The 18,939-nt window shown below is 66.4% G+C and carries 17 protein-coding genes; 13 read left to right on the forward strand and 4 right to left on the reverse strand.

What is annotated here, in order from left to right; all coding sequences use genetic code 11:
• Positions 1-48 precede the first annotated feature (48 nt).
• Both HT578_RS20750 and HT578_RS20755 read right to left on the reverse strand, forming a co-directional pair.
• A complete protein-coding gene (locus HT578_RS20750) occupies positions 49-1,068 on the reverse strand; it encodes a DUF6976 family protein (protein ID WP_213501292.1) in 1,020 nt (339 codons plus the stop codon).
• Positions 1,040-1,255: a hypothetical protein gene (locus tag HT578_RS20755; RefSeq protein WP_039394532.1), complete on the reverse strand. Its 216-nt coding sequence runs from the start codon at positions 1,253-1,255 to the stop codon at positions 1,040-1,042. Before HT578_RS20755 ends, HT578_RS20750 begins: the two co-directional genes overlap by 29 nt.
• Before the next feature lie 308 nt (positions 1,256-1,563).
• Between HT578_RS20755 and HT578_RS20760 the strand changes: the two genes are divergently transcribed.
• On the forward strand, positions 1,564-1,869 hold the full coding sequence (locus HT578_RS20760; RefSeq protein WP_213501293.1) for a putative quinol monooxygenase: 306 nt from the start codon (positions 1,564-1,566) through the stop codon (positions 1,867-1,869).
• Between the two features lie 57 nt (positions 1,870-1,926).
• On the opposite strand, the gene HT578_RS20765 is transcribed toward HT578_RS20760, so the two are convergent.
• Entirely contained in the window at positions 1,927-3,405 is a 1,479-nt protein-coding gene (locus HT578_RS20765; protein WP_213501294.1) for a glutamate ligase domain-containing protein, read from the reverse strand.
• A gap of 58 nt (positions 3,406-3,463) precedes the next feature.
• On the opposite strand from HT578_RS20765, the gene HT578_RS20770 reads away from it, so the two are divergent.
• The 5 genes from HT578_RS20770 to HT578_RS20790 all read left to right on the forward strand — a co-directional run bounded on the left by HT578_RS20770 (position 3,464) and on the right by HT578_RS20790 (position 7,274).
• On the forward strand, positions 3,464-4,288 hold the full coding sequence (locus tag HT578_RS20770) for an LD-carboxypeptidase (RefSeq protein WP_213501295.1): 825 nt from the start codon (positions 3,464-3,466) through the stop codon (positions 4,286-4,288).
• Between the two features lie 106 nt (positions 4,289-4,394).
• Positions 4,395-5,345, forward strand: a complete 951-nt coding sequence (gene fabD, locus HT578_RS20775) for an ACP S-malonyltransferase (RefSeq protein WP_213501296.1) — start codon at positions 4,395-4,397, stop codon at positions 5,343-5,345.
• A gap of 55 nt (positions 5,346-5,400) precedes the next feature.
• Positions 5,401-5,997, forward strand: coding sequence for an SAM-dependent methyltransferase (locus HT578_RS20780; RefSeq protein WP_213501297.1), 597 nt, complete (start codon positions 5,401-5,403; stop codon positions 5,995-5,997).
• 18 nt (positions 5,998-6,015) lie between these two features.
• Positions 6,016-6,780 (forward strand): 3-oxoacyl-[acyl-carrier-protein] reductase, encoded by a 765-nt coding sequence (gene fabG, locus HT578_RS20785; protein WP_039394519.1) that lies wholly within the window; start codon positions 6,016-6,018, stop codon positions 6,778-6,780.
• Entirely contained in the window at positions 6,780-7,274 is a 495-nt protein-coding gene (locus tag HT578_RS20790) for a hypothetical protein (RefSeq protein WP_213501298.1), read from the forward strand. The genes fabG and HT578_RS20790 overlap by 1 nt, the downstream gene beginning before the upstream one ends.
• Here the strand turns inward: HT578_RS20790 and HT578_RS20795 are convergent.
• Complete coding sequence (locus HT578_RS20795) at positions 7,271-7,639, reverse strand: hypothetical protein (protein ID WP_213501299.1); 369 nt, start codon at positions 7,637-7,639, stop codon at positions 7,271-7,273. The genes HT578_RS20790 and HT578_RS20795 overlap by 4 nt on opposite strands.
• 257 nt (positions 7,640-7,896) lie before the next feature.
• On the opposite strand from HT578_RS20795, the gene dnaN reads away from it, so the two are divergent.
• The 7 genes from dnaN (at position 7,897) to HT578_RS20830 (ending at position 18,887) form a co-directional block, all read left to right on the forward strand.
• The gene (gene dnaN / locus HT578_RS20800) at positions 7,897-9,015 is read left to right on the forward strand and encodes a DNA polymerase III subunit beta (RefSeq protein ID WP_039394510.1); all 1,119 of its coding nucleotides are present in this window, start codon (positions 7,897-7,899) and stop codon (positions 9,013-9,015) included.
• 361 nt (positions 9,016-9,376) lie between these two features.
• Positions 9,377-12,007, forward strand: a complete 2,631-nt coding sequence (locus HT578_RS20805; RefSeq protein WP_213501300.1) for an EAL domain-containing protein — start codon at positions 9,377-9,379, stop codon at positions 12,005-12,007.
• A 32-nt stretch (positions 12,008-12,039) separates the two neighbouring features.
• Complete coding sequence (gene lepA, locus HT578_RS20810; RefSeq protein WP_039394504.1) at positions 12,040-13,857, forward strand: translation elongation factor 4; 1,818 nt, start codon at positions 12,040-12,042, stop codon at positions 13,855-13,857.
• 505 nt (positions 13,858-14,362) lie between these two features.
• A complete protein-coding gene (locus HT578_RS20815; protein WP_239026391.1) occupies positions 14,363-15,094 on the forward strand; it encodes a helix-turn-helix domain-containing protein in 732 nt (243 codons plus the stop codon).
• Positions 15,095-15,103: 9 nt separating this feature from the next.
• A complete protein-coding gene (locus tag HT578_RS20820) occupies positions 15,104-15,613 on the forward strand; it encodes a hypothetical protein (RefSeq protein WP_213501301.1) in 510 nt (169 codons plus the stop codon).
• A 184-nt stretch (positions 15,614-15,797) separates the two neighbouring features.
• Positions 15,798-17,414: an alpha-D-glucose phosphate-specific phosphoglucomutase gene (locus HT578_RS20825; protein WP_213504537.1), complete on the forward strand. Its 1,617-nt coding sequence runs from the start codon at positions 15,798-15,800 to the stop codon at positions 17,412-17,414.
• Positions 17,415-17,600: 186 nt separating this feature from the next.
• On the forward strand, positions 17,601-18,887 hold the full coding sequence (locus tag HT578_RS20830; RefSeq protein WP_213501302.1) for an OmpP1/FadL family transporter: 1,287 nt from the start codon (positions 17,601-17,603) through the stop codon (positions 18,885-18,887).
• Positions 18,888-18,939 lie beyond the last annotated feature (52 nt).

The following is an 18,939-nucleotide window of genomic DNA, read 5'->3' on the forward strand; positions in this document are numbered from 1 at the left end:
CGAAGTCTCCCGGCGCGCCGTGGCCGTGTGCGGGGACTGGAGAAGGGATCACTCCTTGCGCAGAACGACCATGGTCTGGTTGAGCAGCTGGTAGGCGATCTCGCCGAAGGTGACGGGTCCGGCCGCGCCGCCGATGGCCACGCCCTCCAGCTTGCCGAACATGAAGTTGAGGATGCAGTTGCACGACCACACCGTGCCCGCCGTGGGATGTTCGGCAAGGGCCTGGCGGAAATCGCCCGCATAGTCGGCCACCGGCGCGGCGAAGGCGTAGTCGACACCGGGGAAGACGGGCGCGAACAGTTCGACTGTGCCGGCATCGCTATCGATGGTCTTGAGTGAGGCGTTGACGTGCGCGCCGCCGTAGTTGCCCACCAACGGCAGATCGCATCCCTCCCGGCCCCGCGCCAGCACGTAGTCGCAGAAGCGCTGGCGGGTGCCGTTGACGGTGCACCACTCGGGCGTGAAGCCGGTCTCCTCGAAGTGGATCACGTCGCCGCCGTCGGGCGCGAAGATGTTGACGATCTCGATCACCGGGCACTCGCCGTCGGGCAGGGTGAGCTGCGCTACCGCGACGCGGTCGGGGAAGGCCTTGGCAACCTGGCCGTCGTAGACCCAGGGGGTATGGCCTTCCTTGAGCAGGTCATGTCCCGAGATCCAGCCCACGGTCGGGCGCATGAAGGCCAGCGGGTAGTTCGCCGCGTTCTTGGCAAATTCGGTGTGGCAGGCCGAGCCGCCCGGAATGATGGCAAGCGCTAGGCCGTTGTCGGGTGCCTCGCCCGAGATACGCTCCAGTTCGTGCGCCTCGTAGGTGGCGAAGGTGACCGTCCCGATCGCACCGAGGTCGGTCACGAAGAGCACGTCGTCATCGACGATCCGGCCCCCTTCCGCGGTCATGAAGTAGGGCGAGGTGCCCGCGATCCAGTTGCCCGCGGGCAGCCGGTCGAGCGCGGCCTTGCGGCCGGCCAGGCTGAGGCTGGCCCCGGCCTTGATGAGATCGACAACGGTGTCGACAGGCAGGAGGCCGTTGATGGCCCCGCCCTCAGAGACGATTGAGCTGGGCGACTTCATTTGCAAGGGACCTCTCCCACTTGACGAAATAGTTATAGATTTCGGTGGCCTTGGCGCTGGCCGGGGCCGGGCTGAGTTCCAGCCTCTTCATGAGCATCTGCGTGCCCAGGTGGCTCGTCTGCAGGCGCGACAGGCCGCCATTGGCCAGTCGCCCCCACACCGGCGAACCTTGTGCAGGTAAAGACATATCCGCTCCCGAATGTTCGTGGCATCGCCCCTCTAGCGGCGGGCCTGCTAAGGCCGGGTTGGGGGCCCTTAGGGATATCTGCGGGGCTGGCGCGCGAGGGGGCGTTATTCCGCGCCCTCGCGCGAGCGGGCCGGGGTTCCCGACAGGGCAGGGTGAGAACTTCTCATCGCGCCGTGGAGCCGGGCAGGGCTGTCCGTTTTCCCCTGCGCTACCCAGCTAGGTGATTGAAAGAACGGCCTCTCTTCACGCGGATGCGCCGCACCGCGCAAGAGGCGGCTCCCCCCTCTGCCTGCACAAAGGAATGACCCATGAGCACGACCGATACCCAGCCTGTCTATTGCGTGGCCTTCAACATCGCCAAGCCCGGCTGCGAGGACAAGCTGCGCGACGCGCTGCTGGAGCTTGTGCCCCAGGTCCATCAGGAAGAAGGCTTCGTACGCTACGATCTGCACCAGGACCTCGACGACCCGCGTCGCTTCGTGATCACCGAGCAGTGGCGTGACCGCGCGACCTTCGATGCCCACACCTGTGCGCCGCACGTCAAGGTGTTCGAAGCCAAGGCGGGCGCGTGGATCGAGAGCGGCTTCTACCATCCGCTGGCGCGCATTTCCTGAGGTCGTCCGGCTCGCGCGAAGGGCTGCCTGCTCGGCGACCTGGCTCGAACGTCCTGCTCAGGCGAGGCGGGCGAGCAGGTCGCGGGCAAAGACCGTCAGCGTGTCGTCGCGCGCGCCCATGACGACGATGCGGTCGCCGGCCTGCGCGATCTCGGCCATCCGGTCCGCGCAGGCGCTGCGTTCGGGAACGTACTCGGCGCGCGCGCCGGCCTCCTCGATCAGGCGCACGATCCGCTCGCTGCCCTCGCTGCGGTCGACCGTGCCGCCGAAGTAGACCGGATCGCACAGGATCGCGACGTCGTTTGCACCCAGCTTCCGGCCGATCACCCCCGCCAGTTCGGCACCCATCTGCCGCAAAGGGCCATAGCCGTGCGGCTGGAAGAAGGCGATCACGCGCCCAGGGTGCGATTTCAGCGTCGTGAGGGTGGCTGCGACCTTGTCGGGGTTGTGCCCGAAGTCGTCGATGACGGTGATCCCCGAAGGCGAGGTGCCCACGATGTCGAAGCGGCGGGCGAGCCCTGCAAAGCTGGAAAGCGCGGCCACCGCCTCGGCCACCGGCACTCCGGCGGCGTGGCTGGCGGCAATCGCGGCGAGCGCGTTGTAGAGGTTGTGGCGGCCGGGCACCTGCAGCGTGAGCGCGTGGTGCGTGCCCTCCAGCCGGTCGTGAACCGTGGCCTGGAGCGAGGTTGGCCCCTCGACGATCTCGCTGGCGCGCAGGCGCACGTTGGGGCTGGTGATGCCAAAGGTGATCGCGGCCTTCGCGCGGTGGGCGAGCGCGGCGCTTTCGGCATCGTCGAGATTGATCGCGGCGATCTCGGCTGAGGCCAGGAAATCGCCGAAGAGACGGCGCAGCTCCTCCATAGACTTGTGGTCGAGGCTGACGTTGAGAAGGGCGGCCACCTTGGGGCGGTAGAGCGCGATCGAGCCGTCGCTCTCGTCCACCTCGGAGACGAACGCCGCCCCCTTGCCCACGCGCGCGCTGGCAAAGGGCGCGTCCTCGGAGACAAAGTTCTTCATCACCGCGCCGTTCATGATCGTGGGGTCGGCGCCCGTCTGCGTGAGGATCCAGCCGGTCATGCCGGTGACGGTCGACTTGCCCGAGGTCCCGCCGATGGCAATGCCGTCTCCGGCCGCGTTGAAGAGCGTGGCGAGGAGCTGCGCGCGGCTCATGCGCGCACAGCCCAGTTCCTTGGCGCGGACGACTTCGGGCACGGTATCTTCCACCGCGGCCGAGGCGACGAGGGTCTGGGCGCCTTGCGTGATCCCGCTCCCGTCCTGGGGGTGGAGCGTGAAGCCCAGCTCTTCCAGCCAGGCGAACTTTTCCGGGCTGCGGCCTTGGTCGCGGCCCCGGTCCGAACCCGCGATAGTGGCGCCCAGCCCCTTGAGGATCAGCGCCAGCGGCAGCATGCCCGACCCGCCGATGCCGCAGAAGAACCAGGGATTCGCCGTCAGGTCCGCGGGCGTCGTGGGCGTGGCGGGGGCAGTGGCAGGGGCAGTGGCGGGAACGGCGGCGGCGGCCTCGGGGCTTTGGGTCATGGCGCTATCGGTATGCGCCCTTGCAGCGCATGACAACATGGATAGGAAGGACATCACCATGCGTATCGCTGTTTGTGCACCGTCCACCCCGATCACCCGCGAGGATGCCGCGCGCGTCCACGCGCTGGCCGCGTCCGAGTTTCCGGACGTCGAGCTTCTTGTCCATGAGCAATGCTTTGCCGAGGAGGGGCATTTTGCCGGAAGCGATGCGCAGCGCACCGCAGCCCTTGTCGAATGCGCGAACGATCCCGCCATCGATGCCATCTGGTTCGCGCGCGGCGGCTATGGCGCGTGCCGCGTCGCCGAGGACGCGCTCGCGGCGATGGACCATGCCGCGCAGGACAAGGTGTTCCTGGGCTATTCGGATGCGGGTTATCTTCTGGGCGGGCTCTACCGCGCGCGGATCGGACGCCCCGTTCACGGCCCGATGCTGGCCGACATCCGCCGCGAGGGCGGGGAAGAGGCGATCCGCCGCGCGCTCGGCTGGCTGACCGGGGCCGGGCAGGCGCACGTGGAACCCAGCCTTGCGCGCGAAAAGCACCCCGTCGTCGCCTTCAACCTGATGACGCTGGCCATGCTGGCGGGCACACCGCTGATGCCGGGCCTTGCGGGCCACGTGGTCATGGTCGAGGAAGTCTCCGAGTATCTCTATGCGGTCGACCGGCTGTTCTTTCACCTTACCGCGCACCTGGGCGGCATTGCGGGCCTGCGTCTGGGCCGGGTGAGCGCGGTGCCCGAGAACGACCGGCCCTTTGGCGCCAGCGCGGACGAGATCGCGCGGCACTGGTGCCAGCGCCACGCCATTGCCTATCTGGGCGAGGCCGACATCGGCCACGATGCGGCCAACACGATCGTGCCCTTCGGGCAGGCCAGCGCGCGGTGAAGCCCGCCGCCGATGGCTTGCCCTTGGGCGCGGAGCGCACTAAGCGCAGCGAGTTTCCCCGGCACTCACCATGGACAGACACGGCCGGGATGAAAGGATTTTGCTGATGCGTGCGTTCGTTTTTCCGGGTCAGGGCAGCCAGAAAGTGGGCATGGGCGTCGAGTTGGCTGAGGCCAGCGCCGCCGCGCGCGAGGTCTTCGAGGAAGTCAACGACGCGCTCGGCCAGGACCTCTTCAAGATCATGGCCGAAGGTCCCGAGGACCAGCTGACGCTGACCGCCAACGCCCAGCCCGCGATTATGGCCCACGCCATCGCCGTGCTGCGCGTGCTCGAAAAGGACGGCGGCATCAGCCTTGCCGACAAGGCCGATTTCGTGGCCGGGCACTCGCTGGGGGAATACACCGCGCTGTGCGCCGCAGGGGCCTTCAGCCTCGCCGACACCGCGCGTCTCCTCAAGCTTCGCGGCGAATCGATGCAGGCCGCCGTGCCGGTCGGCGTGGGCGCCATGGCTGCGCTGCTGGGGGCGGACATCGCCAAGGCCACCGCGCTTGCCGAAGCGGCCGCGACCGGCCCTGACGGCGAGGTGGAGGTCTGCACCGTCGCCAACGACAACGATCCCGGCCAGGTCGTGCTCTCCGGACACAAGGGCGCGATCGAGCGCGCGGTCGCCATGGTCAAGGACCACGGGATCAAGCGCGGCGTGCTGCTGCCGGTCTCCGCGCCGTTTCACTGCCCGCTGATGCAGCCCGCGGCCGACGCGATGGCCAAGGCGCTGGATGAAACGCGCCCCGGCGCGGTCAGCGTGCCGCTCTTTGCCAACGTGACGGCGGCTATCGTCACCGATCCGCCCGCGATCCAGTACCTCCTTGTCGAGCAGGTCTGCGGGCGCGTGCGCTGGCGCGAGAGCGCGATTGCGATGGCCGAGGCGGGCGTGACCGATTTCGTCGAACTGGGCGGCAAGGTCGTGGGGCCGATGATCAAGCGCTCGGCGGGCGACGTTAACGTGCTGACCGCCTCGAGCATGGCCGAGATCGAGGAACTGGCCAAGTCTCTTTGAGGCGCTATAGCTGGTCGGCGCAAGGCAACCCTCATACCTGAAGGAGTGTGCTCCCATGTGGGATGAACGCTACGCCCAGGCCGACCATGCCTATGGCACCGAGCCCAACGATTTTCTGGTCGAGCGTGCCACGGACCTGACGGCGGGGCGCTGCCTGTGCCTTGCCGAAGGGCAGGGGCGCAACGCGGTCTGGCTGGCGCAGCAGGGCTTCGATGTGACGGCGGTCGACCAGTCGCCGGTCGGGCTCCAGCGCGCGCGCGAGCTTGCCGCCGAGCGGGGCGTCGAGATTACGACGTGCGCGGTGGACCTTGCGGACTACGACATGGGCACGGGCATGTGGGACAGCGTGGTCGCGATCTTCGCGCACCTGCCCCCACGCCTGCGCCGCGATCTTCACGCCCGCGTGGTCGGCGCGCTGAAACCGGGCGGGACGGTCCTGCTCGAAGCCTATACTCCTGACAAGTACACCCAGCCCGGCACAGGCGGCCCGCCGCCCTCGCAGAAGGACTGGACGATGACCCGCGCGGGCCTGCTGGCCGAATTCGCCGGGCTTGAACCCATTTGCGCCGAGGAAGTCGTGCGCGAGATCACGGAAGGCGAATACCATCGCGGGCAAAGCGCCGTCGTGCGCTTCCTCGCGAGGAAGCCTTGAGAACCAATGAGGAATGACATGTTTGACCTTCACGGAATGACCGCCCTTGTGACCGGCGCCAGCGGTGGCATCGGTTCGGCGATTGCCCGCAAGCTGGCCGCGCAGGGCGCGCGCCTTGCGATCTCGGGTTCCAACGCGGACAAGCTGCGCGCGTTCCGCGACGAGCTGGACGAGCACACCCCGCAGGCTCCGCAGGAAGTCGACCACGTCGCCATCCCCTGCAACCTCTCGGACGCCGAGCAGGTCGAGAAGCTGGTCCCCGCCGCGCTCGAGGCGCTCGGCAAGATCGACATTCTCGTCAACAACGCGGGCATCACCCGCGACAACCTGGCCATGCGCATGAAGGACGAGGAGTGGGACCAGGTCATCAAGATCAACCTGGAATCGACCTTCCGCCTGATGCGCGGCGTGACCAAGCCGATGATGAAGGCGCGCTTTGGTCGCATCATCAACGTGACCTCGGTCGTGGGCACCACCGGCAACCCCGGCCAGATGAACTATTGCGCGGCCAAGGGCGGCATCACCGCGATGTCGAAGAGCCTCGCGCAGGAACTCGCCAGCCGCAACGTCACCGTCAACTGCATCGCGCCCGGCTTCATCCGCACCGCAATGACCGACGTCCTGCCCGACGCCCAGAAGGACGCGCTCAACGCGAAGATCCCGATGGGCCGCATGGGCGAGGGCGATGACATCGCCGCGGCCGCTGTGTTCCTCGCCTCGAAGGAAGCGGGCTATGTCACCGGCCAGACCATGCACGTCAATGGCGGCATGGTGATGATCTGATGCGATACCGGGTGCGTCCTGCCGCAGCTGCGCTTGTCCTGCTGCTGACAGGCTGCACCCAGTATTACGACCTTGTGGCCGGGAAGGAGGGCGATTCCATCGTCTTTTTCCCCGGCAATTGGGGCGGCTGGAGCGATCCGGGCTGCGTGCGCCAGGTCGCGGTGACCCCGGTTGCCCCGGACGAGGATGTCATGGGCGTGGGTGTCGACGGCTCGGGGCTCGAAAGCGCGCCGGTCTGGTCGCAGGAGGTGCCGCCGGAGGCCTGTTCGGCCACGTTCCCGCTCGCCTACGGGCAGGCGCTGGGCGCTGCTGGCGAAGGCGCGCCGCCGCCGCCGCCGCTCGTGCCGGGCGAGCCCTACATGGTGCACATCATCACCGAGGGGCCGGATTTCGGATCGGGGCTCTTCGTGATCGACGCGCAGGGGCAGGTGAAGAACCTCGACAGCGCGGAGCTTCCGTCTGCGCCGATCTCTGAGGCGAGCGAGGCGCGCTAGTCGGTCTCCACGCCCTCGTCGTTGTAGATCTTGGCGTCGAGCTTGAGCGCGAGGCTGCGCGCCAGCGAGAGGCGGTGCAGTTCCTCGCGCACGCCCGGTTCGGGGGCGGGGAAGCTGATATAGCCCGCGGGCGAGTACCAGAACACGCGCAGCCAGTCCTCGCAGTCCGGCCGCCAGATCTCGACGTCGCCGCCCCGGTTGGGCATCGAGACGATCTCGTGGGTGCGCGGGTTGATCTGCTGCGCATCGCCATCGGCAAGGCGCAGGTCCTCGATGGTGGCGACCGCCTTTTTCCAGTCCTCGAGGTCGATCGTGGCAAGGGCGCCGTTGTGGTCCTTGCGCTGGATGTGAAGGGTACTCGACACGTCGCTTCGACTCCCGTGGTTTCGCTGGCATCTCAGGGGCTTTGAAGCGAACATGGCGCTTCCTTGCTGCAGTGCAAGATCAATCTTGCCGGTGCCCTCATGCGAAAAAAGCATGAAACTCCCCCGAATTATCCCCAGATTCACCTTCTGCGGACCAGTTCCCGCTTGCCGCGTGGCTTGCGCGCGTTAGAGATATTTGTCCTGTTTTTGGGGATTATGAACATTCCCGGGCCGACCAAAGGGGACCTGAGGCTGTTATGAAGGCCACCATCGAACGTTCCACGCTGCTGCGTTGCCTGAGCCACGTGCAGTCCGTTGTCGAACGCCGCAACACCATTCCCATCCTCTCGAACGTCCTGATCGAGGCATCGGGCACCTCGTCGCTGCGCATCATGGCGACCGACCTCGACCTCCAGGTGGTCGAGACGCTCAACGCCAACCACGTGGAGCAGCCCGGCGCGATCACGGTGTCCGCACACCTGCTGTTCGACATCGCCCGCAAGCTGCCCGACGGCAGCGAGGTGAGCCTGGCGGCGGCGGACAACCGCCTCGTCGTCAAGGCCGACCGCAGCCGCTTCCAGCTGCCCACGCTCCCGCGCGACGATTTTCCCATGATCGCGGAAGGCGAGCTGCCGACCAGCTTCGAGATCCCGGCCGCCACGCTGGCGCAGATGATCGACCGCACGCGTTTTGCGATCTCGACCGAGGAAACGCGCTACTACCTGAACGGCATCTTCTTCCACGTCACCGAGGACGAGCTGAAGGCTGCGGCGACCGACGGCCACCGTCTCGCCCGCTTCACCATCGCGCGTCCCGACGGGGCCGATGGCATGCCCGACGTGATCGTGCCGCGCAAATGCGTCGCCGAACTGCGCAAGCTCCTGGAGGAATCGCTCGATTCCAACGTGCTGATCGACATGTCGGCGAGCAAGGTGCGCTTCACGCTCGGCGGTGAGATCGGCGTCGTGCTGACCAGCAAGCTGATCGACGGTACCTTCCCCGATTACACCCGCGTCATCCCGACCGGGAACGACAAGCTGCTGACGCTCGATCCGCGTGCCTTCTTCGAAGGCGTGGACCGCGTCGCGACGATCGCCACCGAAAAGACCCGCGCGGTCAAGATGGCGCTCGACACCGACCGCATCACGCTTTCGGTGACCTCGCCCGACAACGGCACCGCGGCCGAGGAAGTGCCCGCCGGCTATGGCGCGGACAGCTTCGAGATCGGCTTCAACGCCAACTACCTCAAGGACATCCTGGGCCAGATCGACGGCGATTCGGTGGAGCTGCACCTCGCCGATGCCGGGGCGCCCACGCTCATCCGACAGAACGACAAGAGCCCCGCGCTCTACGTCCTGATGCCCATGCGCGTCTGACCACAGACAATCGTTCAGGAACGGCATTCGAGGGCCGGGAGGGCATTGTCCTCCCGGCCCTTTTGCATGGGGGAGGGCGGCGGCTCGGGCGCGTTAACGCTTCGATCCGGCGCATCTTGGGGAATTTTCGTACGAATATGGCCTGCGAAATGGGCGCAGGTGGTTCACATTTAACCGTTTCGCAATTGCTTTGCGGCAAGACCATCCCATGAGCAGAATGGGACCCGGTCGCCGGAGCGCTGCGCCTCGTGCGCGTGCCACGCAATCGGAAACGCGACGGCAAACGATTGAAGGCGCTGGAAAAGGCTCGGGCGACACTGCCGCCCGCAGCGATTCCGGCGCCCGCCGACGCACGCCTGCGATGCCCGGGAAGGTGGCGGCTGCGCGCGCGAAACCCGGCGATTTCGCGGTGGCCGCCGAAGGCATGGCTGCGACCAGCGATCCGCTCCTCTATCTGCTTCCGGCCAACTGGATCCTGATCGTCATTTGCATGGGCTCGATCCTGATGACGATGGGGCTGCTTTCGCACAGCTTCCCGAGCCCGCTCTCCGCCGGTCTTCTGACCATCAGCTTTGCGATCTGCCTGGCCGGCACGCGCCTGTTCCGGCTGGAGCAGAACATCGGCCGCACCGGCTGGAAGCGCTATCTCCTGCTGATCTTCGCGATCGGAGTGCCCATGGCGCTGTTCGGCCATGTCGGTGCGCGCTGGACCGAGCGCGTGCCCGAACTGGGCTGGGAGACGACCGCCAGCTGCTTCGTCATCCTCATCCTCATGGCCACTGTTCTGCTCGAAGGACGGCTGACCTCGATCATCGTGGCCACTGTTGCGTTGTGGGGCGGGGCCTGGACCATTTCGGGCTCGGTGCCCTCGTTCATGCTTCTCCTGGGCGGAACCGCGATCGGCCTCTACCTCGCGGTGAAGCGCAGTGAACATGTGCGCGCCGAGATCGAGGCGCGCTCCGAGCGCGAGCGCGAGCAGCGCCGCGCCGAGGAACTGCTCAACGAATACGAGGAGACCGGGCAGGGCTGGTTCTGGGAGACCGACCGGCGCGGCCAGCTCACGTATGTCTCGGCGCATATCTGCGCGCTCCTGAAGACGACGCCCGAAGATCTTGTCGGGCGTCCGCTTTCGGCGCTGTTCCTGCTTCGGGGCCACGAGAACGAGCGCACGCTCGTCTTCCATCTCTCGACCCGCTCCTCGTTCAAGGACCTCTCGGTCCGTGCGGCGACGACAGGTGCCCCCGGGGACGAGCGCTGGTGGTCGATCTCGGGGCGCCCGGTGCTTGACCAGTTCGACAATTTCATGGGCTTTCGCGGCTCGGGCACCGACCTCACCGAGACCCGCCGCTCGCAGCAGCATGTCACCCAGCTTGCGCGTTTCGATTCGCTGACCGAGCTTGCCAACCGTTTCCAGATGTCCGAGTGGCTGGAGAAGATCCTCGCCGCGCCCCGGCTCGACAGCCGCGCCTGCACCGTGTTCCTGCTTGACCTCGACCGCTTCAAGCAGGTCAACGACACGATGGGCCATCCGGCGGGCGATGCGCTGCTGCGCCAGGTGGCCGACCGGTTGCGCGCGACCGTGGGCAAGCATGGCCGCGTGGGGCGTCTGGGGGGCGACGAGTTCGAGGTGATCCTGCCCGGCCATCACGTCACCGAGGGGCTTGCCAACCTGGCCCGCCGGATCATCGAGAACCTCTCGCAGCCCTATTCGATCGAGGGCGCGCGCGTGGTCATCGGTGCCTCGGTGGGGATTGCCTCGTGCCCGCAGAACGGTACGAGCTCCGAAGAGATCATCCGCAACGCCGACCTTGCGCTCTACGCGGCCAAGGGCGGCGGGCGCGGGCGTCACCACTTCTACGACGACGACCTCCACTCCGACGCCAAGGAGCGTCAGCAGATGGAGGAGGACCTGCGCGATGCCATCACCCATGGCGCGCTGGAATTGCACTACCAGCCCCAGGTTCGCACCACGACCGAGACAATCACCGGCTTCGAGGCGCTGCTGCGCTGGAAGCACCCGGTCCACGGCTATATCTCTCCGGCCAAGTTCGTGCCGATCGCCGAGGATACCGGGCTCGTGGCGCCGATCGGCGAGTGGGCGCTGCGCACCGCCTGCCGCGACCTCGCCCGCTGGCCCGAGAGCGTGCGCGTGGCGGTCAACGTCTCGCCGCTGCAATTTGCCAACCCGGCTCTGCCGGCAATCGTGACGAGTGCGATTGCCGAAGCGGGCATCGCGCCGGGCCGCCTTGAACTGGAGATCACCGAAAGCGTGTTCCTGGGCGAGGACAAGTCGACCGAGACGATGTTCAGCGCCTTGAAGGGCGTGGGCGTGCGCCTGGCGCTTGACGATTTCGGGACCGGCTATTCCTCGCTCGGCTATCTGAAGAAGGCGCCCTTCGACAAGATCAAGATCGACCAGAGCTTCGTGCGCGGCGCAACGATCAAGGGCAGCCGCAACGGCGCGATCATCTCGTCCATTGTCAGCCTGGCCGAGGCGCTGGGCATGGAGACGACGGCGGAAGGGGTGGAGACCCTCGACGAGCTGGATCTCGTGCGCATGCTGGGCTGCAGCCACGTGCAGGGCTATATCTATGAGAAGCCGCTGACCGTTGCCAACGCCAATGCCCGCCTGGCCCGCGGCCTGGAGGCGGTCGCACAGGGGCCTCGCTCCAGCCGCGCCCCGCGCCAGACCATGCTGCGCAAGGTCGTGCTCGAACATGGTGACCATGCTTACAACGGCACCATCCGCAACATCTCGCAGACAGGCGCCATGATCGAGGGCCTGTGGAACGTGCCGGTGGGCACGAAGTTTACCGTGCATCTGGCTCGGGACTACCTGCTCGGCGCCCATGCGCGCTGGAGCCGCGAGGACCGCATGGGCGTGGAATTCGTGGTTCCGCTCGCGCTTGATGCCAACGGCGCGGTGCTGTTTACGCCCCCGAAGGGCGGATCGGATGAAAATCCTGCACGCTCGCTGCGCAAGGCAGGCTGACAGCGCGTCAAACCGCTGCTAACGGCGATTCCATGACAGACCTTTCCCTGATCCGAAATTTCTCGATCATTGCCCACATCGACCATGGCAAGTCGACGCTGGCCGACCGCCTGATCCAGTACACCGGTGGCCTCACCGAGCGTGAGATGTCCGCCCAGGTCCTGGACAACATGGACATCGAGAAGGAACGCGGGATCACGATCAAGGCGCAGACCGTGCGCCTGGCCTACACCGCCAAGGACGGCAAGACCTATGAGCTGAACCTCATGGACACGCCGGGCCACGTCGACTTTGCCTACGAGGTCAGCCGCAGCCTCGCCGCCTGTGAGGGCGCGCTGCTGGTCGTGGACGCGGCGCAGGGCGTGGAAGCCCAGACACTGGCCAACGTCTACCAGTCGATCGAGCACGACCACGAGATCGTGCCCGTCATCAACAAGGTCGACCTGCCCGCCGCCGAGCCCGAGAAGGTGCGCGCCGAGATCGAGGACATCATCGGCATCGATGCCTCCGAGGCGGTGCTCGCCAGTGCCAAGTCGGGCATCGGCATCGAGGAGACGCTCGAAGCCATCGTCACCAAGATCCCCGCGCCCACGGGCGAGCGCGATGCGCCCCTCAAGGCGATGCTGGTCGATTCCTGGTACGATCCGTACCTGGGCGTCGTCATCCTCGTGCGCGTGATGGACGGGGTCATCAAGAAGGGCCTGAGCGTCAAGTTCATGCAGGGCGGGACCGAGCACCTGATCGACCGCGTGGGCTGCATGACGCCCAAGCGCGTCGATCTGCCCGAACTCGGCCCCGGCGAGATCGGCTTCATCACCGCGCAGATCAAGGAAGTCGAACAGGCCAAGGTCGGTGACACCATCACCACCGTGAAGAACGGTTCGACCACCCCGCTGCCGGGCTACAAGGAAGTCCAGCCGGTGGTCTTCTGCGGCCTCTTCCCGGTCGATGCGGCCGACTTTGAAAAGCTGCGCGATTCGATCGGCAAGCTGCGCCTCAACGACGCGTCCTTCTCCTACGAGATGGAAACCAGCGCGGCGCTCGGCTTCGGTTTCCGCTGCGGCTTCCTGGGGCTCCTGCACCTCGAGATCATCCAGGAGCGCCTGAGCCGCGAATACGACCTCGACCTCATCACCACCGCGCCCTCGGTGGTCTACCGCATCCAGCTCTCGCACTCGAAGAACGAGGATGCCAAGACCATCGAGCTGCACAACCCGGCCGACTATCCCGACCCCAACCGGATCGAGACGATCGAGGAGCCGTGGATCAAGGCGACGATCTATACCCCCGACGAATACCTCGGCGCGATCCTCAAGCTGTGCCAGGACCGCCGTGGTATCCAGACCGACCTGACCTACGTCGGCGGCCGCGCGCAGGTGTCCTACGAGCTGCCGCTCAACGAAGTCGTGTTCGACTTCTACGACCGCCTGAAGTCGATCAGCCGCGGCTATGCCAGCTTCGATTACGAGCAGATCGGCCTTCGCGAGGGCGATCTCGTCAAGATGAACATCCTCGTCAATGCCGAGCCCGTCGATGCGCTTTCGCTCATCGTCCACCGCTCGGTCGCCGAGGAGCGCGGGCGCGGCATGTGCGAGCGCCTGAAGGACCTCATCCCCCGCCACCTCTTCAAGATCCCGGTCCAGGCCGCGATCGGCGGCAAGGTCATCGCGCGCGAGACCATCGCCGCGATGCGCAAGGACGTGACCGCCAAGTGCTATGGCGGTGACATCAGCCGCAAGAAGAAGCTTCTGGAAAAGCAGAAGAAGGGCAAGGCCCGCATGCGCGAGTACGGCAACGTCTCGATCCCGCAGGAAGCTTTCATCGCCGCGCTGCGCATGGGCGAGGAATAAGACCCGGCCCGGCGGCCCGGCTTCGGCGCAAGCCGACGCGGGGCGTGCCGGACCACGGATTGGTTCGACGAAGGGCCCGTCTCCAGACAAGGAGGCGGGCCCTTCGTCGTGACGGGGACCAAGGCCGTTCTGCGTGGAACGGGCGGGCTGTCCGCAGGAGCCCCTATGTTGCTGAAGTGCAACCGCGAAGTTACGGTTCACGAGTTCGCACTACTCGTCTCGACCCACAGAAAGTTTCACTTCGTCGTTTCTGCAATCGAAATTTGGGTCTGGACAAGTGGCCGACAAGTGTTTCATCTAAGTCCAGGCGCGCCCCTGTGAGCTGGCTTTTGTTGCATGGATTTCCTGAATTTAACTTGGAATTCATCACGGTGCAGAAGTTTAATGACCGAAACAATCGTTCTGGTTGGCGGCGGTCGGAGGGGGGCTCTGGGGTACGCTGCTCTTCTGGAGAGAGAGGGGGGTTGTGCTTCTTACACAAGCCAGGTGAGCGAGGCTGTATTGGGTGGGCGAGATCGTGTCGGCATGTGAAAGTGCTTTCCAACTGAATGATGTCTTTGAGAACCTGACCGACAAACAGCACGAAGTGCTGGCGCTGGTGGGGGAAAACTTCACGAGCAAGGAGATTGCCTATGAACTCGGCATCTCCGTCAGTGCGGTAAACCAGCGAATTGAAACCGTCCGTGCCCGCGCGGGATCGCTGTCGCGCCTTGAACTGGCGCGCGCCTACCGCGAATACCGCCACGAGCAGGATGAAGAGCAAGCCCAGGGCCGGGGAGAGGCCGGGGAGAGCCGCCCGACGGTGGCCGCCGCTGCGCAAGAGCAAGAGCAAGACCAAGACCAGGACCAAGTCCCCGCGCGGCCGGGGGCAGATACGGCCGAGCTTGTGGCTAAGCCGGATGAGGCGTGCATGGACGCCGACGCCTGCCGCGATTGCGAACGTTGGCCGGGCCGTGACCTTGGCGCCGGGCACGAGGCGGGGCAACTTCAGACCATCAGGGTGCAGCTGCCCTCGGCGCAGGCCGAACGTGTGGCTGTCGGCCTTCACGGGGGCCGCGCCGCCAATGTGGTTTCGTGGGCGGGACGAGGGCGGACGCCAGGGCCTGTGCCGGCCCTGCTCGATGGTGAGAATGCGCGCCTTGGGCGCCTGGCCGCGATCGTGGTGATCGCCTTTGGCTTGCTGCTGGTCTCGGGCGCGGGCCTGGGCGTGCTGCATTCGCTGGCCGAGCTGTTCTGAGCCCCAGACATGTTCGAGACACTCATGGACCTGCGGGTCCAGTTGCAGACGGCGATGATCGTTATCCTGTTCCTGGCCGCGCTGCGCTGGGGGGCGGTGCCGGAGAAGCTGGTGGCCGGGCTGCTTGGGGCCATGATCGTGTTCCACGTCGGCTACCATTCGCTCGTGGGCGGCGCAGTCGTTGTGGGCGGGGTGGACCTGGGCCATGTCGTCATCGACCTGGCGCTGCTCGTCGCGCTGGGCGCAGTGGCGCTTTACGCGAACCGGGTCTACCCGCTCTGGCTCACCGCAGCCCAGCTGATCTCGGTTTTCTCCTACGCCTATCGGTATCTCGATGGCGAAGGGGAGCTTGGGCGAGGGCCCTACGATGTCATGGCGACACTGCCCTTCTACCTGTGCGTGCTCTTTGCCTGGGTGGGCTTCGTGCGCCATGTCCTGCGCCAGCGGCGCCATGGCGATTATCCGTCCTGGAGTAGGGCCACGGCCGGCCGGCACAGCGGCGAGCCGGTCCGCAACTGACCGCGCATGGCGACCATCCCGTCGGCGGGATGCGCGGGGTGCACGCAAATTCTCCAAATAGTCTTCGAAAAAACAAAAAGAAATGCCATCTGCAGGATGGAACATTCAGGGGCTTTCGATTTATTCCCCTGTGGCGCACGCCTTCCTGTTGTCTGGAGAGACTGTTTTGACCGAGATCCTGTCCATGCCCACCACGCCTTTCGACGGGCAGAAGCCGGGAACGTCCGGCCTGCGCAAGAAGGTGAAGGTATTCCAGCAGCCGGGCTATGCGGAGAATTTCATCCAGTCGGTCTTCGACGTGGTCGAAAAGGGCGAGGCGGCGACGCTGGTCCTGGGCGGGGACGGACGCTTTCACAACCGCACCGTGATCCAGCAGGCGATCCGCATGGCCGCGGCCAACGGCTATGCGCGCGTGCTGGTGGGGCAGGGCGGTATCCTCTCGACCCCGGCGGCCAGCCACGTGATCCGCAAGTACAAGGCAAGCGGCGGTCTTGTCCTCTCGGCCAGCCACAACCCCGGCGGACCGGACGAGGACTTCGGCATCAAGTACAACATTGCCAACGGCGGCCCGGCACCTGAAGGCGTGACCGGCGCGATCCATGCCCGCACGCAGGAGATCGACCGCTGGCTGACGATCGAGGCCGAGGACGTCGATCTCGACACCGTGGGCATCGTCGAAGTGGGCGACATGAACGTCCAGATCATCGATCCGGTCGCCGACTACGCCGATCTCATGGAGGACCTGTTTGACTTCGCCGCGATCCGCAAGATCGTGGCCTCGGGTTTCACCATGCGCTTCGACGCGATGAGCGCAGTGACCGGCCCCTATGCCAAGGAGATCCTGGAAGGCCGCCTGGGCTTTGCCGAGGGCACAGTCGTGAATGGCACGCCGCTGGAAGACTTCGGCGGTCACCATCCCGATCCCAATCTGATCCACGCAAAGGACCTCTACGAGTTGATGATGGGCGAGGGCGCGCCCGATCTGGGGGCGGCGTCCGACGGCGATGGCGATCGCAACCTCATCATCGGCCGTGGGCGTTTCATCACCCCGTCCGATTCGCTGGCCATGCTGGCCGCCAACATCGAATGCGCGCCCGCCTACAAGGGCCGCCTGACCGGCATTGCCCGCTCGATGCCGACGAGCGCGGCGGCGGACCGCGTCGCCGAGGCGCTGGGCGTGCCCGCCTTCGAGACGCCGACCGGCTGGAAGTTCTTCGGCAATCTCCTCGATGCCGGCATGGCGACGATCTGCGGCGAGGAAAGCGCTGGCACCGGCTCGGATCACGTGCGCGAAAAGGACGGCCTGTGGGCGGTCCTGCTCTGGCTCAACATCCTCGCCGTGCGCGAAATCTCGGTCGATGACCTCGCCAAGGCCCACTGGGCCCGCTTCGGGCGCAACTACTACGCGCGCCACGACTACGAAGGGATCGAGAAGGAGGGCGCCGACGCGCTCATGGCCGCGCTGATGGACGAACTGGAGGCGCTGCCCGGGCAGGAGTTCGGCGATCTCGTCGTCGGGGAAGCCGATAGCTTCTCCTACACCGATCCGGTCGACGGCTCGGTCAGCGCCAACCAGGGCATCCGCATCCTCTTTGTGGGCGGCAGCCGGGTGGTTTTCCGCCTTTCCGGGACCGGGACGGCGGGGGCGACCTTGCGCGTTTACCTCGAGAACTACGTGCCCCCCTCGGGCGATCTCGATGCCGAGACCGGCGCGATGCTGAAGGCCCAGATCGATGCGGCCGAAGCTGTCGCCGGGATTGCCCGCTTTACGGGCCGCACCGCGCCCGACGTCATTACCTGATCGAGAAGTCGGGGCAGGGCGCCTGCTCCGCTCCTTGTTGCCCGCAGGACACGCTCTCTCGCGGTTTACGGGCAACAAGGGAATCTTCCTTTCCCGGAGGTCGCAATTCGTTAGGGCAGGCCCCCTCAAGCCGGGGCGGTGTTCGATCCCGGTTGCCTACCGTTTTCAGGGATCGCCGTACCTTCCATGTTGACCTTCGTGACCCGCCCCGCCGGTGCCCGCGCGCCGCGCGCGGCCCTTGCCGTCTCCGCCGCCGCTCTTGTCCTTTTCGCCAGCCCCGCGCAGGCGACCGACGGGTACTTCCTCAACGGTTCGGGGGCGAAGGCAAAAGGCGCGGGCGGGGTCGGCATCGCGATGCCGCAGGACGCGCTCGCCATTGCCGCCAACCCGGCTGCGGCCACCTCGCTCGGCCACCGTCTCGACATCGGCGTCGAGATCTTCGTGCCGGACCGGGGCGCGGAGATCGCGGGCAATGGTGCCGGGCTCGACGGGCGCTATTCGGGCAATGGGAGCAATCCCTTCGTGCTCCCCGAGATCGGCTATGTCCGCCCGCTGTCGGACCGTGTGGCACTTGGCCTCGCGATCAACGGCAACGGGGGCATGAACACCCATTACAAGGCCAACCCCTTCGCCAGCTTCGGGGCACAAGGGGTCGCCGGCGTCAACCTCCAGCAGATCCAGATTTCGCCGACACTGGCGGTCGAGGTCGTACCCGGCCATTCGCTCGGCGTGTCGCCGGTGATCGTGCTGCAGGGCTTCGAGATGACCGGCGCACAGCCTTTCGCGGGCTATTCGCAGGCCCCTGCCAACTTCACCAACCGGGGCACGGACTGGTCGGCGGGCGTAGGCGTTCGCCTCGGCTATCTCGGCCAGCTCACGCCGTTCCTGAAGGTCGGCGGGTTCTACCAGTCCAAGGTCAAGACCGGCGATTTCGACCGCTACGCCGGGCTCTTCGCCGATGGCGGCAGCTTCGATGTGCCCGAGGCCTGGGGGCTGGGCGCCGCGCTCACGCCGGTTCCGGCGCTGACGCTGGGCGCCGATTACAAGCGCATCAACTATGGGGGTGTCGCGGCGGTCGGCAATCCCATCGACGTGCTCTTCCAGGGGCGTCCTTTCGGGTCCGACGGCGGCCCCGGCTTTGGCTGGCGCAATGTTGACGTGTGGAAGCTGGGCGCTGTCTACACCGCGTCCGACAGGCTGACCCTGCGCGCAGGCTATGGCCGCTCGGACAACCCGGTGCCGCGCGCGCAGACGCTCCTCAACATCTTCGCGCCGGGCGTCGTGCGCAGCCACTACACGCTGGGCGCGACGTTCGCCCTCTCGGACCGCGCCGAGGTGACCGGCTACGCCATGCGCGCGCCGCGCCAGACGGTGCGCGGCGAGGGCTCGATCCCGGCGCCGTTCGGCGGCGGCGAGGCGGACGTGTCGCTGGCGGAAACCTCGGTAGGGTTCTCGCTGGGGCTGAAGCTTTGAAGCGGGCCATCGCCCCTTGACCCCGAAATCGGCGACCTCACCATTCTCAGCC

Origin of the sequence: Novosphingobium decolorationis (assembly GCF_018417475.1) — a bacterium.
GTDB lineage: Bacteria > Pseudomonadota > Alphaproteobacteria > Sphingomonadales > Sphingomonadaceae > Novosphingobium > Novosphingobium decolorationis.

Bases quoted from the DNA above. Each gene is read 5' to 3' on its own strand.
- HT578_RS20765 (WP_213501294.1), bottom strand. From the start codon at position 3,405: ATGACCCAAAGCCCCGAGGCCGCCGCCGCCGTTCCCGCCACTGCCCCT.
- HT578_RS20760 (WP_213501293.1), top strand. From the start codon at position 1,564: ATGAGCACGACCGATACCCAGCCTGTCTATTGCGTGGCCTTCAACATC.
- lepA (WP_039394504.1), top strand. From the start codon at position 12,040: ATGACAGACCTTTCCCTGATCCGAAATTTCTCGATCATTGCCCACATC.
- dnaN (WP_039394510.1), top strand. From the start codon at position 7,897: ATGAAGGCCACCATCGAACGTTCCACGCTGCTGCGTTGCCTGAGCCAC.
- HT578_RS20820 (WP_213501301.1), top strand. From the start codon at position 15,104: ATGTTCGAGACACTCATGGACCTGCGGGTCCAGTTGCAGACGGCGATG.
- HT578_RS20825 (WP_213504537.1), top strand. From the start codon at position 15,798: ATGCCCACCACGCCTTTCGACGGGCAGAAGCCGGGAACGTCCGGCCTG.
- HT578_RS20755 (WP_039394532.1), bottom strand. From the start codon at position 1,255: ATGTCTTTACCTGCACAAGGTTCGCCGGTGTGGGGGCGACTGGCCAAT.
- HT578_RS20790 (WP_213501298.1), top strand. From the start codon at position 6,780: ATGCGATACCGGGTGCGTCCTGCCGCAGCTGCGCTTGTCCTGCTGCTG.
- HT578_RS20770 (WP_213501295.1), top strand. From the start codon at position 3,464: ATGCGTATCGCTGTTTGTGCACCGTCCACCCCGATCACCCGCGAGGAT.
- HT578_RS20805 (WP_213501300.1), top strand. From the start codon at position 9,377: ATGCCCGGGAAGGTGGCGGCTGCGCGCGCGAAACCCGGCGATTTCGCG.
- fabG (WP_039394519.1), top strand. From the start codon at position 6,016: ATGTTTGACCTTCACGGAATGACCGCCCTTGTGACCGGCGCCAGCGGT.
- HT578_RS20830 (WP_213501302.1), top strand. From the start codon at position 17,601: ATGTTGACCTTCGTGACCCGCCCCGCCGGTGCCCGCGCGCCGCGCGCG.
- HT578_RS20750 (WP_213501292.1), bottom strand. From the start codon at position 1,068: ATGAAGTCGCCCAGCTCAATCGTCTCTGAGGGCGGGGCCATCAACGGC.
- HT578_RS20780 (WP_213501297.1), top strand. From the start codon at position 5,401: ATGTGGGATGAACGCTACGCCCAGGCCGACCATGCCTATGGCACCGAG.
- fabD (WP_213501296.1), top strand. From the start codon at position 4,395: ATGCGTGCGTTCGTTTTTCCGGGTCAGGGCAGCCAGAAAGTGGGCATG.